The sequence below is a fragment of the Ochrobactrum sp. WV_118_8 genome, from assembly GCF_039631535.1.
Classification (GTDB): Bacteria; Pseudomonadota; Alphaproteobacteria; order Rhizobiales; family Rhizobiaceae; genus Brucella; species Brucella anthropi.
Map to the genome: position 1 here is coordinate 1272696 of NZ_JBDIUZ010000002.1, position 13881 is coordinate 1286576.

The window sequence follows — 13881 nt, forward strand, 5'->3', positions numbered from 1 at the left end:
ACGCCGGATGATGGAGATTTCCATGAACTCGATGAAAATTGGCAACAATATATTTTCCTGGGATGAAACCGGAAGCGGCCCGGCCATCGTGCTGCTTTCTGGATGGTGCCAGGATCACCGCCTGTTCAAGACACTGGCGCCGGAACTGGCGAAGAATCATCGCGTCATCCGCTTCGACTGGCGCGGTCACGGCGACCATCGCGACCATGACGGCGACTTCGACATCAACCAGCAAGCCGACGATCTTGTTGCTTTCGCCGACGCGCTGGAGCTTGAGACCTTTCTTCCCGTCTCGACTTCTCATGGCGGCTGGGCCAATATCGAAGTCACCGACCGGCTGGGGTCAAGCCGCGTGCCGAAATCGGTTGTTATTGACTGGATCATGAACCAGCCGAACGAAACCTTCTTCGAACTGATCGACGGTATTCAGGACCGGCAGGTCTGGGAGAATGGTCGTGCAGGCTTCTTCGATTACTGGATCGGTGACACGAAGAACGCTGATATCGTCAATCACGTGAACAACGAGATGGCGGGCTATTCCTATGAAATGTGGGCCCGCTCGGGGCGGGAGATCGGCAAAGCCTATCGCAAATGGGGCAGCCCCATGCAGCGGATGGCGGCCATGGCCGAAAACCGTTCCATCACCCATATTTACTCGCAGCCATTCGAGCCGGAATATACGCAGGCACAGGTGGATTTTGCGGCTCGCAATCCGTGGTTCCAGCCCAAGAAGCTCCCCGGTACGACCCATTTCCCGACGCTTGAACAGCCTGCGAATGTGGCCAACGTCATCAGCGTGTTCAACGCATGATAAAACTCACTGAAGAAGCAGGCTTCGAGCCTGCCCGCCTTGATCGCGATTACAATGCCAAGGCCACCGTTTCGCCGGAAGCCTTCGCCGCCGAAATGGTGCGCTATCGCGAGACAAGCATCGCGCCCCGGGCCGATTGGGGCCGGCATTTCGACGTCGTCTATGATGAAGAAAGCGGACAGCGGATCGATATTTTCGGCCCGCCTTCCCGGAGCGGACCGTGTCCGGTCTTCGTGTTTGTTCATGGCGGTTACTGGCGCGCGCTATCAAAGGAAGATTCCGCCATGATGGCGGGGATGCTCGCGGCCGAAGGTATTGCGACCGTTGTCGTCGATTATCGTCTGGCGCCCGAAGTCTCCCTTGCGGAAATTACGCGGGAGGTGCGCGCAGCTCTGGCCTTCGTCTGGCGTCACGGTGGGGAGTACGGCCTCGATCCGGACCGGATAGCGGTTGGGGGGAGTTCGGCAGGTGGTCATCTTGCTGGTGCGCTTGTTGCAGAAGGCTGGCAGGACGATTTCGGTTTGCCGTCGGATGTTGTGAAGTTTGCCATGCCGGTCAGCGGGCTTTTCGAGCTTGCACCACTGGCGGCAACCTTTCCGCAGGAATGGCTGAATCTCGGGCCCGCCGATGTCGATCAGCTCAGCCCGATCCGCCACATTCCCGTGCGCGGTTGTCCGATTGCCGTGGCATGGGCAGAACATGAGGCTGACGGTTTCAAGCGTCAGTCCCGCGCTTATGCCGAAGGCTGGGCTGCAGCAGGCGGAGAGGCGAAAACCATCGAGGTCGCAAACCGGAACCATTACGATATTCTGATGGACTGGTGCTCGTCCGAAACCGAGATGTCGCGGGCTCTGCTCGCCGGTATTCGCAACATCGGTTAGCACTATAGTTGCATTCTTCGTGATGCCGGGCTGCAAAGAGCGCTTTATCTGCGTTCCGGTGCTCACGTACCTTTAAGTACGCTCCGCTCCGGTACTCGAAAATCACTCTTTTCGCCACGGCCTGACGAATTTGCAACTGTAGTGTTAGAGCGTATTCCGAAAAGTGTGAAACGGGTTTCGGAAAAGATGCGCGGTTCAAAGCAAACATTTGGAGCACCGATCTGATTCGATCAGGTCGGTGCTCTGATCGGCTTTCGAAAAGAAATTGTACGGTCGCGTAGCGAAGCGCGGCTGGCGGTTTCGCGCGGGCAAAACTTGCCAGCTTTATACTAATTCATGCGGTTATCCTCATGGATATATGGTTTTAAGATGAATTGTCGCATGAATTAAAACATCCCATTCTGACCGTAACGATGATCTGGGCGTGGCCCGAATTTTTAGATTGCAGAGGCTTTCTGATGCAAAAATCCGACGTGCAGCTTTTCATAGGTGGTGAATGGCGCAAGACCGCCAATACGCTTCCCATCATCAATCCCGCAGACGAGACTGAAATCGGGCAGGTTGCGGTCGCGGAACGCGAGGATCTGGAGGCGGCACTTCAGGCGGCGTGGGACGGTTATCAGGTCTGGCGCAACACTGCGCCTGCGGCCCGTGCTGCGATCATCATGAAGGCCTCGGCGCTCATGCGCGAGCGGCAGGAAGAGATCGCACGCGCGATTACACTGGAAAACGGGAAACCGATCAGCGAAGCCCGGCTTGAGGTTATTCGCGGCTGCGAATTCTTCGAATGGGATGCTGGCGAGTGCATTCGTTTCTATGGCCGCGTCATTCCGAGCGCGCCCGGCATTCGCTATATCGTCGTGCACGAGCCAATCGGTCCGGTCGCAGCGTTTGCGCCGTGGAATTTCCCGATGAGCCAGCCAGCACGCAAGATTGCGGGTGCTCTGGCTGCCGGTTGCTCCATTATCCTGAAAGCTTCCGAGGAAACACCGACGGCGGTGACACATATTGCGCGTGCATTCGAGGATGCAGGCCTGCCGGACGGTGTGCTGAATCTGGTCTTCGGCGTTCCTGCCGATATTTCGCAGTTTCTTATCCCGCGCCCCGAAATCCGGGCGATTGCGTTCACCGGATCGACTGCCGTCGGCAAACACCTGACCGAAATCGCTGCGCGCCACATGAAACCGGCGCTGATGGAACTTGGCGGCCACGCTCCTGTCATCGTTTGCGAGGATGCCGATCCGGTCGTTGCGGGTATTGCCTCGGCGCGCCGCAAATACCGCAATTCGGGTCAGGTATGCACCTCGCCGACGCGCTTCTTCGTTCATGAAAGCCATTATGAACGTTTCACTGCAGCCTTTATCGAAACGGCGCAATCGATCCGTGTGGGTAACGGCATGGATGAGGGGGTCCAGATGGGCCCGGTCGCCAATGATCGCCGCGTCATGGCTCTCGAAGAGCTGGTCAGCGATGCAGAAGCGAAAGGTGCGAAACTGCTTTTCGGTGGTCGTCGCCTGAAGAACAATGGCTATTTCTTCCCGCCAACGGCTCTGGCTGAACTGCCGGACGATGCCCGCGCGATGTCGGAGGAGCCATTTGGTCCGCTGGCGCTGATCAATCCGGTTGCCTCTCTTGATGCGGCTATTGAAAAGGCGAATTCGCTTCCGTTTGGTCTGGCGGCATATGGTTTCGCAAACTCAGCGGAAAATGTGGACCGTCTGATGACGGGGCTGGAAGCTGGAAACGTCTCCATCAACACGCTTGAGGCTTCTGTTGCCGAGACGCCATTTGGTGGTGTCAAGGATAGCGGACTTGGCCGCGAAGGCGGCGCCGAAGGACTGCATCATTATACGGTCGTGAAAAACGTCTCGCACCGTCTGGTGAACAGCCTGTAGGCGACTTCTCTTTAATCGCTTCTCGGACCCGTCGCCATTGATCACTGGCGGCGGGTTGGCCTGCTTCGGTACTCAAGGTGTCAAAGACACCGGCAAGTTACATGCCCTGTTCACTGACTTGAAATGCTGTCCGTGACGATTACTCATCCGGTCATCATTCGATAGATTGCCGGTAGAGCGACAGGCAGTTTCGATAATTTGGCGACAAGAGCGTAGTTTCTACGGCCGAAAAGCGTGGGAAGGTATGCATTCGCCTCCCGATCAACGGTCACGGCAAAGACGTTGACGCCTGTTGTGCGTGCTTCAGCAACGGCCCTGCGACTGTCTTCGAGTGCGAACCGGCCTTCATAATGGTCAACATCGTTCGGTTTGCCGTCCGTCAGGACCAGCAGAAGCTTCTTTCTGTTGGGCTGTTCGGCAAGCTTTGCTGTTGCGTGACGGATGGCGGCTCCCATGCGCGTGTAGAAACCGGGCTTCAGCGCCGCAATCCGGTGTTCTACGGCAGAACCGAAAGTTTCGTCGAAGTCCTTTACCGTTTCGACCCGCACCCATGAACGACGGCGCGAGGTAAAGGTCTGGATGGAACAGCGGTCGCCACAGGCAGCAATGCCATTGGCCAGAACCAGAAGCGCCTCCTTTTCCACATCCAGCACACGCCGATTATCGATCCACGCATCGGTGGACAGCGACACATCGACCAGAATGGTGACGGCAAGGTCGTTTGCCTTGGGGCGGCTCATCAGGTGCACGTGGTCGCTGCCCTGTCCTCCGGCGGCAAAATCGCATCGTGAACGGACCACGGCATCAAGATCGAGATCGTTGCCATCGATCTGCGCACGCATCAATTCGCGGCCTGGCCGCAGGATCTCGAACTGGCGGCGAACCCGGCGCACAAGGCTTTGCGCTTCATCATCCAGTTCCAGCGCTTCTTCACGGTCCTGCGCTGGTGCTGCCAGAACACTGCAATGGTCGGGAAGATAGGTTGCCTTGCGGTAATCCCATTCCGGATAGGTCAGTTTGGCGGCGAGAGCCGTTCGATCGACCGCTTCTGGCGGCAGATCGAGATCGAAACGGAAACGGGCCGCAGGTCTGCCCTTGCGTTCGCCCAATGTAAGATCGTCAAGCTCGTCTGCAGATTTTGCATTCTGCTCGTCGCTATCGTCCGTTGGTCTGTCGACGCTCACCATCTCCGCCATGGCAAGGATTTTCTCAAAGCGATTGAGAATGAACGGGCTTCTGTCGGCCAGCCTCGGATCCTGCTTCTCGCGGTTGGCAATCTGCCGTCCGGTTTCGACACCGTCCGCCTTGCTGTTCAGCACTGGCTGGTCATCGTTATCGCGCGGCGCGGTCTCTTCGCGTCTGATCAACTCCGGCCAGAGCGGGACGGGCAGGGCGGGCAGATAGCTCGCGGGTGCGCAATGCGGGAAGATGGTAGCGAGACTGTCGTCCGGCAGTCCTGCTCCCTGTTTCAGAAGCGCCAGAATGCGCTCCTCCACTTGTTGCTCCAGACCATAGAGCGGACGTTTGGGGCGCACAGCCAACACCGATTCGCACAATCGCGCATAACGTTTCTGCAGGCCCGGAAATATCCGGCAAGTCTTCGCAACCGTATCCGATGCCACTGCAAGCGCTGCAAGATTACGGCGCAATGGGTCATGCGGAAGCTCGCCCACTTCAGTCGGCATAACCGCCATATAGCCCGTGAGCCAGACATAGAGATCGTAATTGAGCGTTCGATCTGGAAAGAGCGCAATTTCGGGCGGCAGCATCAATGTCGCTTCATCCCGCAACGGCTGACTAAGTTTCTCTTCGCCCAGAGCCATGCGCTGCCGCAAGCCCAGCCTGTGCCCTGAGGTTCGCGCACGGGCCGGGGCAATCTGTACGGCAACATCGCCACCAAAACCACGAAAGCAGATGGCGAGCTTCTGGCGAATATCGCCAAGCTGCACGGCGTGCTGGGGATAATGCGGCCACGATCCGGTCTTGCCGATCAGGCGGTGCCAGGCCCGGCCAACGGTTTCCTCCAGTTCCAGAAAATCCAGCATGATATGCCCGCCTATTTCAGCATTGCATCGGCAACTTCAATCAAAGCGGCTTTCACGTCAGGCTCATCGGTCAGCGGCTCGATCATCGCGGCACGCGCCGCTTCGCGTTGCGACATGCCGGCGTCGATCAGCGTGGCGCAGTAGACCAGCAGACGGGTTGAAACGCCTTCTTCCAGATCATGGCCTTTCAGCCCGCGCAGCCGGTGAGCCAACGCCACCAGTGGCGCAACCTTTTGAGCCGCGAGGCCGCTCTCTTCGCTCACCACTGCGATTTCCTGTTCCTTGGGCAGGAAGTCGAATTCAATGGCGACGAAGCGCTGGCGCGTGCTCGGCTTCAGTGATTTCAACAGGTTCTGGTAACCCGGATTATAAGATACGACGAGCATGAAGCGGTCTGGTGCTTCAAGCAACTCGCCGGTACGTTCCAATGGAAGAAGACGGCGGTCGTCAGTCAGTGGGTGCAGAACCACGGCCACATCCTTGCGCGCCTCGACAATCTCATCGAGATAGCAGATACCGCCTTCACGCACCGCGCGGGTCAGCGGACCGTCGACCCATATTGTATCGCCACCTTTCAGCAGATAGCGCCCGGTCAGATCAGCAGCCGCCAGATCGTCATGGCAGGAAACCGTAGAAAGCGGCAGGCCGAGTTTTGCGGCCATATGGCTTACAAACCGCGTCTTGCCGCAGCCGGTCGGTCCTTTGAGAAGCAGTGGCAGCTTGCGCGTCCAGGCCATTTCGAAGAGCGTGCATTCATTGCCGGACGGGCTGTATGGTGGGATCGAGACATTGGCATTTTCTACATTTCTGAGAATGGGGTTCATGGCCGTTTTCCTTTGTATCAGGCAATGAAGCCCCGCCTGATGGCGGGGCTTGGTGTCGATCATTCAGCGGGTTGTACGAAGCCGGAGGTATTTTCGCGGCGTTCCTTGCCCGGAACCAAGACGGCCCAGATGAACATGAAGGCCGAGATCACCACGACGACGCCTGAGCCGAGACGGATCCAGTAGAACAGCGCCAGCTGGTCCTGCACGACCATGAAGCTTTCACCCAGAACACGCTGCAGGTGGGTCTGGACAACACCTGCGAAGGTCAGTGCAAAGGTCATCACGGACATGGCCGTGCACATGGCCCAGAAACTCACCATGGAGAGCATCTGATTGTATGGTGCCCGTCCGCGCAGTTCCGGGATCGCATAGGCCATGACTGCGAGATTGAGCATGACATAGGCACCGAAGAAGGCGAGGTGTCCGTGGGCGGCGGTAAGCTGCGTGCCGTGGGTGTAATAGTTGACCGACGACAGCGTGTGCAGGAAGCCCCATACGCCCGCACCGAAGAAGGCCATCACCGAGCAACCGATGGACCAGAGAAGGGCTGCACGGTTTGGATGTTTGCGACCGGCCTTCCATGTCATCACGAAGGTGAAGATGACCATGGTGAAGAACGGAGCGACTTCCAGTGTCGAGAACAGCGAACCGATCCACTGCCAGTAGCCCGGCGCACCGATCCAGTAATAGTGGTGACCTGTTCCGAGAATGCCGGAGAACAGCGCCAGACCGACGATGACATAGAGCCATTTTTCGACGACTTCACGGTCGATGCCGTTCAGCTTGATCATCAGGAAGGCGAGGATCGACGCCATGATGAGTTCCCACACGCCTTCAACCCACAAATGGATGACATACCACCAGTAGAGCTTGTCGAGGGCGAGATTGATCGGATTGTAGAAGGCGAACAGGAAGAACAGGGCAAGGCCCCACAGACCGAACAGAAGGATGTTGGTCACGGTCGTCTTGCGGCCCTTGAGCGCCGTCAACGTGATATTGAACAGGAAGATCAGGCAGACGACGACGATGCCGACCTTGATGATGAATGGCTGTTCGAGAAATTCACGCCCCTCGTGAATATGGAACAGATAGCCGACAACGGCGACACCGGCCGCCACGAAGAACAGCCAGAACTGGATGACGGCGAGTTTGGTGCTGTAAAGCTCGGTTTCCGTTTCTTCCGGCAGAAGATAATAGGTCGAACCCATGAAGCCCATCAGCAGCCAGACGACCAGTGCATTGGTGTGGATCATGCGAACGATGTTGAAGGGCAACAGCTCTGACAGCGTATTGGGCAGAACATAGATCGTACCGGCGAGAACACCGAATGCGACCTGCGCGATGAACAGCACGAGCGCTCCATAAAAATAGAGCATCGCGACCTTTTGGCTTTCATATTTCATATCATAAAACTCCGTTCATCCCGCGCTCAGCCTGCCTCGTTGGGCGGCCAGTTCTGCGTCTTGATGCGACTCGTCCATTCGAGGAAATCAGCCAGATCGTTGAGTTCCTGTTCGCTCAGGTTGAACTGGGGCATCTGGCGACGCCCTTCTATCCCCGTGGGCTGCGCCTGCATCCAGGCTTTCATCGTCTCGCGTGCGCCTTCCGGATCTTCTTCGCCACCCCAGCGCTTCCAGACATTGCCAAGCTCGGGTGCAAAATATGCGCCTTCGCCAAGCAGTGTGTGGCAATTGATGCAGGAGTTTTTCTCCCAGATGTGCTTGCCGCGCGCGACCGCATCGGTCAGCGTCGATTCATCCGTGGAGGTGGTTTTCATGTAGTAATGGCTGTGCGCCGTCAGCCCCACGAAGATCGCGAAAAAGAAAATAGACCCGCCGTAGAAGACGTTTCGTGCGCCGGTCTTGGTTAGGCGTTCTGCCATCCCCTTCGTCCTTTCATTGGCCGAAGGCGGAGCCTCGGCATCAAATCCCCCGTCGATAGTGCGGCTGGTCAATCCCCTCGCCAGCATCACGGGACAGGACTGTTCTATCGGTCGGAGGAAAGCCTTCTTTGCGATTTGGCAAAGACCGGAGCATTTCCGAGCCGAAAGTGCGAAGCGGCTTTGCGTCGGATAATACGTAAAAACAAAGAGATAGCGTGCTGCTCAGAGGAGGAAGCGCACTGCGACAGAACGCACCAGTGCCAGTGTGAGCAGAACGGCGGGCCAAGCCAGCAAGGCAGGCTTCAATATGCCGTCGGTTCCGCGCATTTCCATGAAGTCGAGGATGACGAACCAGCCTTTGGCAAAAGCGAGGATCAGTACAATGACGATAGCTGCGAGCATCCCGGCGCTGGTGCCTGCGATAAATGCACCGCTCATAGCGAGAATGATCAGAACGACGAATGTACGGGTCAGGGATGAATGGTCACGATCGGACACTGCGGGCCTCAGGCAAGATAAAGGACAGGAAACATCACCAGCCAGACGAGATCAATCGCGTGCCAGAGCGTCGTGATCAGCAGAACATTGGAAGCAGATGGTCGCCATGCGACCAGCGCCAGAATGATCGATCCGAACAGCACATGCATGAGGTGAAAACCGGTCAGGAGAAAATAAAGCTCGAAGAACGAACCAGTTGCTTCATCACCAGCAAACTGGATTTCATGCGAATATTCGACGAGCTTGATTGCTACAAAAACGAGGCCGAAAAGGGCGGCATATAAAAGCGGACGGCGAGCCTGACTAGCATTGTGACGTCTGCGCACGGCAATTGCCGCCTGCCAGCCGCTCATCAGCAGCACAACGGTGTTGGCTGCAGCGAGGCCGGGGCTGAGATGCGCGCGCAACTGCGCAACGCCTTCCACATTGATGGCCGACATCACCATGAACGCAATCAGCAGGATTGCGAAGGCAACGAGTTCGCTCCACACGAGGATCCAGAGCAGAAGATCATCTTCCGCGCGATCCTCCGCGTTGATTGCAGTTATGGCCAAATCTTCGGTTCCAGACATGGAACATGCCTAGCGCCCGCAGTTCAGGCCTTCTTTGCGTTTTGGCAAAGAAGAAATGCACTGACGGCGACATTGTATCCTCGCCATAGAAAAGGAAATTTCAATGACGGATGCACAGATCGGGCTCATGGTCGCAACACCGGCGATCATCGGCTTTTCACTGGTTCTTTATCGTATGGGAGCTTTACAGGGCGCGGGCACGCTCTCCGCCGTTGCGGCTTCCATCGTGATTGCAGCCGTTCTTTTCCTTGGTCAGTAGGTAGAGGGAAGAATTATGGACGCGCCGTCAGTCTTGCACGCGACCGATATCAGCCGCCTCGAGGCCCACCATCATGATCTGCTGGAACTGTGTCTGCGGTTGGAGGAAATCGCTGAGGATCTCGAGACCGGCACCTCTATGCAGGAATACCGGCGAATCTCGACGCTCATTCCGCGTCTTGTTGGTGAAACCCATGCGCTTGAAGAAGAAGTTCTGTTTCCAGATTTCAGCCGGCAGGCTCATTCCCATTTCGCCAACGCCATCATTGAACGCCTGAAGGCGGAACATCGTTGTGACCGGCTGGCCGCCGAAGAATTGTCACAGACATTGATGGCAGTTGCAGACGGTCGTTGCCGTCTCGCTTCCGACACCATTTCATACATGGTGCGTGGCTTTATGGAGAGCGTGCGCCGCCACATCCTGTCGGAAAAACTGATGATAGAGGCGCTGCTGGCAGCGAAATCCGAGGAGCGGGAAGTTTTTGGATGAGGCGAAGGCGATATGCCGGGCGTCTTTCGTTCGGCATACCGTGTTTCCGGCTGTTCTACCGTTCGCCGTCGGCAAGCCGTCTCACACCTGACATATTGAGTACGGTCAGTTTCTGGCGGCCGCCCCGAACAAATCCTTGCGCTTCCCAGCCGGTGAGAATGCGTGACACTGTATGCAGTGTCGTTCCGGTCATCTCGGCAATATCCTGTTTGGTGATCGGAAAATCGATCCGGATGCCGTCATCTTCTTTCCGGCCAGCCTGACGGGCGAGGCGCAGAACGGTGTGCGCGACACGCCGTTCCACTTCTTCCGTCGACATCTCACGGATACGCGTGTGGGCTTCTTCCAGCCTTTTGCCGATTGTCTGGATCGCATTCATTGCCAGACCGGGATTCTGCTCGACAAAATAATCCCAAAGCTCGGTTGGCCAGGCCAGTACGATGCTTTCCGCCACGGCAATCGCTGTGCCCGGATAATCGCTTCTCTGCAAGGCTCGGGCAAAGCCGAAAAGGTCCCCCGGATGCACCATGCGGACGATGATCTGCTGTCCGTCCGGGGTGATCTGATTGACCTTCAACCGCCCGTGCAGGAGGAGGTAGAAAAGAACGGCATCGTCGCCTTGCTCGAAAATCGCCTCTCCCGGAGGAACGCGCTTTGTAGTTGCATACGAAACAAGCTTATCGAGTTCGCCATCACTCATTTTGGCGAACAAGGACAGTTTCCTGACTAGTCCGCGATCTATCAAGGACATTGCGTTTCTCACACTCCAAGACCCTGCATCTACCTTAGCACAGCAAGGCGGGCTTGGAATTGTTTTCGGAGCCGGGGATCGGGCATTCACAATTAATCCCTCATGCGCCGATGTTCTGGATGCGCTTCCATACCACAGCATACCAGCGGTTGTCTCGGACCAGCCGGAAACCGAGATTGTCGGGTGGAACGCCGACGCTGCATCCTCCGGTTTTCGGGTTGCGAATGAACGAACTCATCGCAGCGCGGTGCTTGCCATTGACGACATAAACGCCGCACGATGGCACTTCCGCGACCTGCTTGCCGTAGGCATCGATATTGACGCGGCGGTGGCAGGTCTGCGTCCATTCCCACACATTGCCTGCGATATCGGCTACGCCCAGCTCGTTGATACCGAAAGCGCCGGTGGGGCGTCTGGTCGGGCTCCTGTCCAGCTTGCGAGCGCTTTGCTTTTCATAGTCTCTCAGCCAGCGGATTGCCGGATTGGCCGCAGCATCGTCCTCAATGCCAAGGGCATCGTCGGGAAAGCGCGAGCCAGCAGCGAATGCCCATTGCTCGTCTGTCGGCAGATGCCAGATTTCGCCGGTTTTGCGTGAAAGCCAGTCGGCATAATTTTGCGCATCATCATAGCTGACGCCAACGATCGGACCTTCTGCATCGGATGCATCGTGATTGTGCGGCAGGGCCTCGGCGGACTGGCAGTCGCCGTCGGCGACGCAGCGCTCATAGTCAGATGTGCTGACCTGATACTTCATGATCTCGAATGCCCGCTGCAGCTTGCGGGTCGTCAATGGGGCGTCAACGGGGTAATTGTTCTTCTGAAAGTCGCCATCGGCCCGATACGTCATGGTACGAGGAGCGATAACGATCATTTCCGGACCAACGGCCGACGCGCGCGGCATTGCGCGGTCTGGACGTCCAACGACATCAACGACGATCAATCCCGCGATGACCGCCAGCAGAACCGCCGGAACGGCCACGGCAAGCTCGCGCAGGCACTTTTTTCCTTTGCCTTCGTTCATCGGATATCAGGGGACCGCATCCGTCCGGGAGGCAGATGGATGCAGCCCCGAGCCTTTCATCCTAAAGCATGGTCAGAGCATTTCCAGCGAATGTGCGAAGCGGTTTCGCGTGGATAATGCGTGCAGAGGGAGAGAGCGGTTCCGATTCCGTTTTGACTGGAGCCGCTCCAGGTTTGCCAAAGGCGCTCTGGGAGGCGAAGCGCCTTCATACATTCGCTTTACGTGCCAGATGGTGCGAGAACCGACGTCATCAGATCGTCGTTCCATTCACCCGTGACCTTGAAGTGGGCGGCAGCGCCGAGTTCAAAAGCCTCGATCAGATTGTGGTTCACATAGGCGTAGATGCCGGGCTGCTGGAACGTGTAGAAGGCTGCTCCGGCGGCACCACCCGGAATGAACCAGGTTTCCTGATCGACGTCGGGCGGCGTATTGAACTTGCCGGTCGCCCAGACATAATCCCCATGCCCCCCGATCAGATGTGGTCTCGTATCGCGGTTGGCCTGCGAGTGGACGATCAGGACTTTCTCGCCAACCGCCGCCGTCATGGCCTTGTCGCCAGTCAGTGCGCCCACAGCGCCGTTGAACACCACATGGGTCGGAGTGAGAGTGCGCATGACCTTGACGGTGTCTTCATAAGCGTCGCCGGGCGCCTCGTATTTCTTGTATTTGCCGTTCTCGTCGCGCGGTACATAGAAATCCTGTTCGCCGACATAATAAATCTTGTCGTAGGTCAGTGCTTTGCCTTTGCCGTCATGCAGACCCTCGCGCGGCAGCACCATGATCGCACCATTCATGCCCGATACGACATGCCAGGGAACCATTCCGGGAGGTGCGCAGTGGTAGACGAAGACGCCGGGCTTGGTCGCCTTGAAGCGCAGGATGGTCTTTTCTCCCGGATTGATTTCGGTCAGCCCGCCGCCGCCCAATGCACCGGTTGCCGCATGGAAATCGATATTGTGCATCAGCGTGTTGGTTTCAGGGTTGATGAGTGTCAGTTCGAGATAATCGTCCTGATGCACGACCATCAGCGGTCCTGGTACGGTGCCGTTGAATGCCATGGCGTGAACTTCGGTTCCCGCATCATCGATGACGATCTTCTTTTCCTCGATCACCATGGTGAATTCGACCACCTTGGGTCCGCCTTCTGCAACCTGACTATGGGCATGCACGAAGGGAGGGTCCACAAGCTCCACCTTCTGGCGTGGAAGTGCTGCTATTTCTGCCGCAGTTGCCTTCCGCACCGCGCCTTGTCCCCAGGCGGATGTGGTTGCCAGAACCGGCGCAAGCGCCCCAGCCAGGGCGGCTCCTGCCAATATGGTGCGGCGACTGATTTGCATCTGTTCGGCCATCGATACTCTCCTTTACGATAGGACCGAGCATTTCCTGCTCTGTCATGCCGACTATAGGAAGAGGCACTTCGATGTTCCTTGACTGCGATCAAGGTGACACAAAAAATTGGGTAATATTAGACGTTTAATATCAATAACTTAAGCTAGCTTATTGATGTCTGTCCCGCTTTATTTGCGCTGGAACAAAGGCTCAGCCGAAGGGGTTTGGCCAAAAGTGAAACCAGCGAACAGATTGGCTCTGTTCGCTGGTTTCGATGATGCGGATATGCGTCGGGAGATTAATCTCCAAATCGCGCTTGTACTTCAGGCATCGCCATCTCCGGAATCCACTCCGGCTCGTAGGTCAGTTCGACATTGACTGCATGAACCCCTTCGACAGATTCGGCGCTCGCACGAACGGCATCAGTCAGATAACCCGCAGCCGGGCAACCGGGCGTTGTCGTCGTCATACTGATATCGACAGTTCCGCCATCACCAATGTCGATACTGTAGATCATGCCAAGGTCAACGAGGTTGAACCCAAGTTCGGGATCGAGCACCAGACGCAGATGTTCGATGATCTGCCTCTCCAGCTGGTCATGTACCGTGTGTTGCATGACGA

At 57.0% G+C, this 13881-nt stretch carries 15 protein-coding genes; 5 read left to right on the top strand and 10 right to left on the bottom strand.

All coding sequences use genetic code 11. The features are described from left to right. Nucleotides 1–22: 22 nt before the first annotated feature. The 3 genes from ABDF71_RS19945 to ABDF71_RS19955 all read left to right on the top strand — a co-directional run bounded on the left by ABDF71_RS19945 (nt 23) and on the right by ABDF71_RS19955 (nt 3587). The gene (locus tag ABDF71_RS19945) at nt 23–811 is read left to right on the top strand and encodes an alpha/beta hydrolase (protein ID WP_029928739.1); all 789 of its coding nucleotides are present in this window, start codon (nt 23–25) and stop codon (nt 809–811) included. Then, nucleotides 808–1692, top strand: a complete 885-nt coding sequence (locus tag ABDF71_RS19950; protein WP_029928741.1) for an alpha/beta hydrolase — start codon at nt 808–810, stop codon at nt 1690–1692. The genes ABDF71_RS19945 and ABDF71_RS19950 overlap by 4 nt, the downstream gene beginning before the upstream one ends. A 458-nt stretch (nt 1693–2150) precedes the next feature. Beyond that, nucleotides 2151–3587 (top strand): NAD-dependent succinate-semialdehyde dehydrogenase, encoded by a 1437-nt coding sequence (locus tag ABDF71_RS19955; RefSeq protein WP_151576772.1) that lies wholly within the window; start codon nt 2151–2153, stop codon nt 3585–3587. A 143-nt stretch (nt 3588–3730) separates the two neighbouring features. Here ABDF71_RS19955 and ABDF71_RS19960 read toward each other — a convergent pair whose 3' ends face one another. The 6 genes from ABDF71_RS19960 to ABDF71_RS19985 form a co-directional block, all read right to left on the bottom strand. Then, nucleotides 3731–5632, bottom strand: a complete 1902-nt coding sequence (locus tag ABDF71_RS19960; protein ID WP_258124669.1) for a nitric oxide reductase activation protein NorD — start codon at nt 5630–5632, stop codon at nt 3731–3733. A gap of 11 nt (nt 5633–5643) precedes the next feature. Beyond that, nucleotides 5644–6456, bottom strand: a complete 813-nt coding sequence (locus ABDF71_RS19965; protein ID WP_010660605.1) for a CbbQ/NirQ/NorQ/GpvN family protein — start codon at nt 6454–6456, stop codon at nt 5644–5646. 59 nt (nt 6457–6515) lie between these two features. Beyond that, nucleotides 6516–7862 (bottom strand): nitric-oxide reductase large subunit, encoded by a 1347-nt coding sequence (locus ABDF71_RS19970; protein WP_010660606.1) that lies wholly within the window; start codon nt 7860–7862, stop codon nt 6516–6518. A 26-nt stretch (nt 7863–7888) separates the two neighbouring features. After that, nucleotides 7889–8341: a c-type cytochrome gene (locus ABDF71_RS19975; RefSeq protein WP_010660607.1), complete on the bottom strand. Its 453-nt coding sequence runs from the start codon at nt 8339–8341 to the stop codon at nt 7889–7891. A gap of 222 nt (nt 8342–8563) precedes the next feature. Further along, nucleotides 8564–8839, bottom strand: a complete 276-nt coding sequence (locus ABDF71_RS19980) for a cytochrome C oxidase subunit IV family protein (protein WP_029928748.1) — start codon at nt 8837–8839, stop codon at nt 8564–8566. An 8-nt stretch (nt 8840–8847) separates the two neighbouring features. Next, entirely contained in the window at nt 8848–9411 is a 564-nt protein-coding gene (locus tag ABDF71_RS19985; RefSeq protein ID WP_010660609.1) for a cytochrome c oxidase subunit 3 family protein, read from the bottom strand. 103 nt (nt 9412–9514) lie between these two features. Between ABDF71_RS19985 and ABDF71_RS19990 the strand changes: the two genes are divergently transcribed. Both ABDF71_RS19990 and ABDF71_RS19995 read left to right on the top strand, forming a co-directional pair. Beyond that, complete coding sequence (locus ABDF71_RS19990) at nt 9515–9670, top strand: hypothetical protein (RefSeq protein ID WP_010660610.1); 156 nt, start codon at nt 9515–9517, stop codon at nt 9668–9670. Nucleotides 9671–9685: 15 nt separating this feature from the next. Beyond that, nucleotides 9686–10159, top strand: a complete 474-nt coding sequence (locus ABDF71_RS19995) for a hemerythrin domain-containing protein (RefSeq protein ID WP_258124671.1) — start codon at nt 9686–9688, stop codon at nt 10157–10159. Between the two features lie 55 nt (nt 10160–10214). Here the strand turns inward: ABDF71_RS19995 and ABDF71_RS20000 are convergent, their stop codons facing one another. The 4 genes from ABDF71_RS20000 to ABDF71_RS20015 all read right to left on the bottom strand — a co-directional run bounded on the left by ABDF71_RS20000 (nt 10215) and on the right by ABDF71_RS20015 (nt 13876). Continuing rightward, nucleotides 10215–10910, bottom strand: coding sequence for a Crp/Fnr family transcriptional regulator (locus tag ABDF71_RS20000; protein ID WP_010660612.1), 696 nt, complete (start codon nt 10908–10910; stop codon nt 10215–10217). Between the two features lie 100 nt (nt 10911–11010). Next, complete coding sequence (locus tag ABDF71_RS20005; protein ID WP_258124672.1) at nt 11011–11931, bottom strand: SUMF1/EgtB/PvdO family nonheme iron enzyme; 921 nt, start codon at nt 11929–11931, stop codon at nt 11011–11013. 218 nt (nt 11932–12149) lie between these two features. After that, complete coding sequence (gene nirK, locus ABDF71_RS20010) at nt 12150–13280, bottom strand: copper-containing nitrite reductase (protein WP_010660614.1); 1131 nt, start codon at nt 13278–13280, stop codon at nt 12150–12152. 278 nt (nt 13281–13558) lie between these two features. Next, nucleotides 13559–13876: a metal-sulfur cluster assembly factor gene (locus tag ABDF71_RS20015; protein ID WP_010660615.1), complete on the bottom strand. Its 318-nt coding sequence runs from the start codon at nt 13874–13876 to the stop codon at nt 13559–13561. Between the last annotated feature and the right edge of the window lie 5 nt (nt 13877–13881).

Bases quoted from the DNA above. Each gene is read 5' to 3' on its own strand.
- ABDF71_RS19945 (WP_029928739.1), top strand. From the start codon at position 23: ATGAACTCGATGAAAATTGGCAACAATATATTTTCCTGGGATGAAACC.
- ABDF71_RS19950 (WP_029928741.1), top strand. From the start codon at position 808: ATGATAAAACTCACTGAAGAAGCAGGCTTCGAGCCTGCCCGCCTTGAT.
- ABDF71_RS19955 (WP_151576772.1), top strand. From the start codon at position 2,151: ATGCAAAAATCCGACGTGCAGCTTTTCATAGGTGGTGAATGGCGCAAG.
- ABDF71_RS19960 (WP_258124669.1), bottom strand. From the start codon at position 5,632: ATGCTGGATTTTCTGGAACTGGAGGAAACCGTTGGCCGGGCCTGGCAC.
- ABDF71_RS19965 (WP_010660605.1), bottom strand. From the start codon at position 6,456: ATGAACCCCATTCTCAGAAATGTAGAAAATGCCAATGTCTCGATCCCA.
- ABDF71_RS19970 (WP_010660606.1), bottom strand. From the start codon at position 7,862: ATGAAATATGAAAGCCAAAAGGTCGCGATGCTCTATTTTTATGGAGCG.
- ABDF71_RS19975 (WP_010660607.1), bottom strand. From the start codon at position 8,341: ATGGCAGAACGCCTAACCAAGACCGGCGCACGAAACGTCTTCTACGGC.
- ABDF71_RS19985 (WP_010660609.1), bottom strand. From the start codon at position 9,411: ATGTCTGGAACCGAAGATTTGGCCATAACTGCAATCAACGCGGAGGAT.
- ABDF71_RS19990 (WP_010660610.1), top strand. From the start codon at position 9,515: ATGACGGATGCACAGATCGGGCTCATGGTCGCAACACCGGCGATCATC.
- ABDF71_RS19995 (WP_258124671.1), top strand. From the start codon at position 9,686: ATGGACGCGCCGTCAGTCTTGCACGCGACCGATATCAGCCGCCTCGAG.
- ABDF71_RS20000 (WP_010660612.1), bottom strand. From the start codon at position 10,910: ATGTCCTTGATAGATCGCGGACTAGTCAGGAAACTGTCCTTGTTCGCC.
- ABDF71_RS20005 (WP_258124672.1), bottom strand. From the start codon at position 11,931: ATGAACGAAGGCAAAGGAAAAAAGTGCCTGCGCGAGCTTGCCGTGGCC.
- nirK (WP_010660614.1), bottom strand. From the start codon at position 13,280: ATGGCCGAACAGATGCAAATCAGTCGCCGCACCATATTGGCAGGAGCC.
- ABDF71_RS20015 (WP_010660615.1), bottom strand. From the start codon at position 13,876: ATGCAACACACGGTACATGACCAGCTGGAGAGGCAGATCATCGAACAT.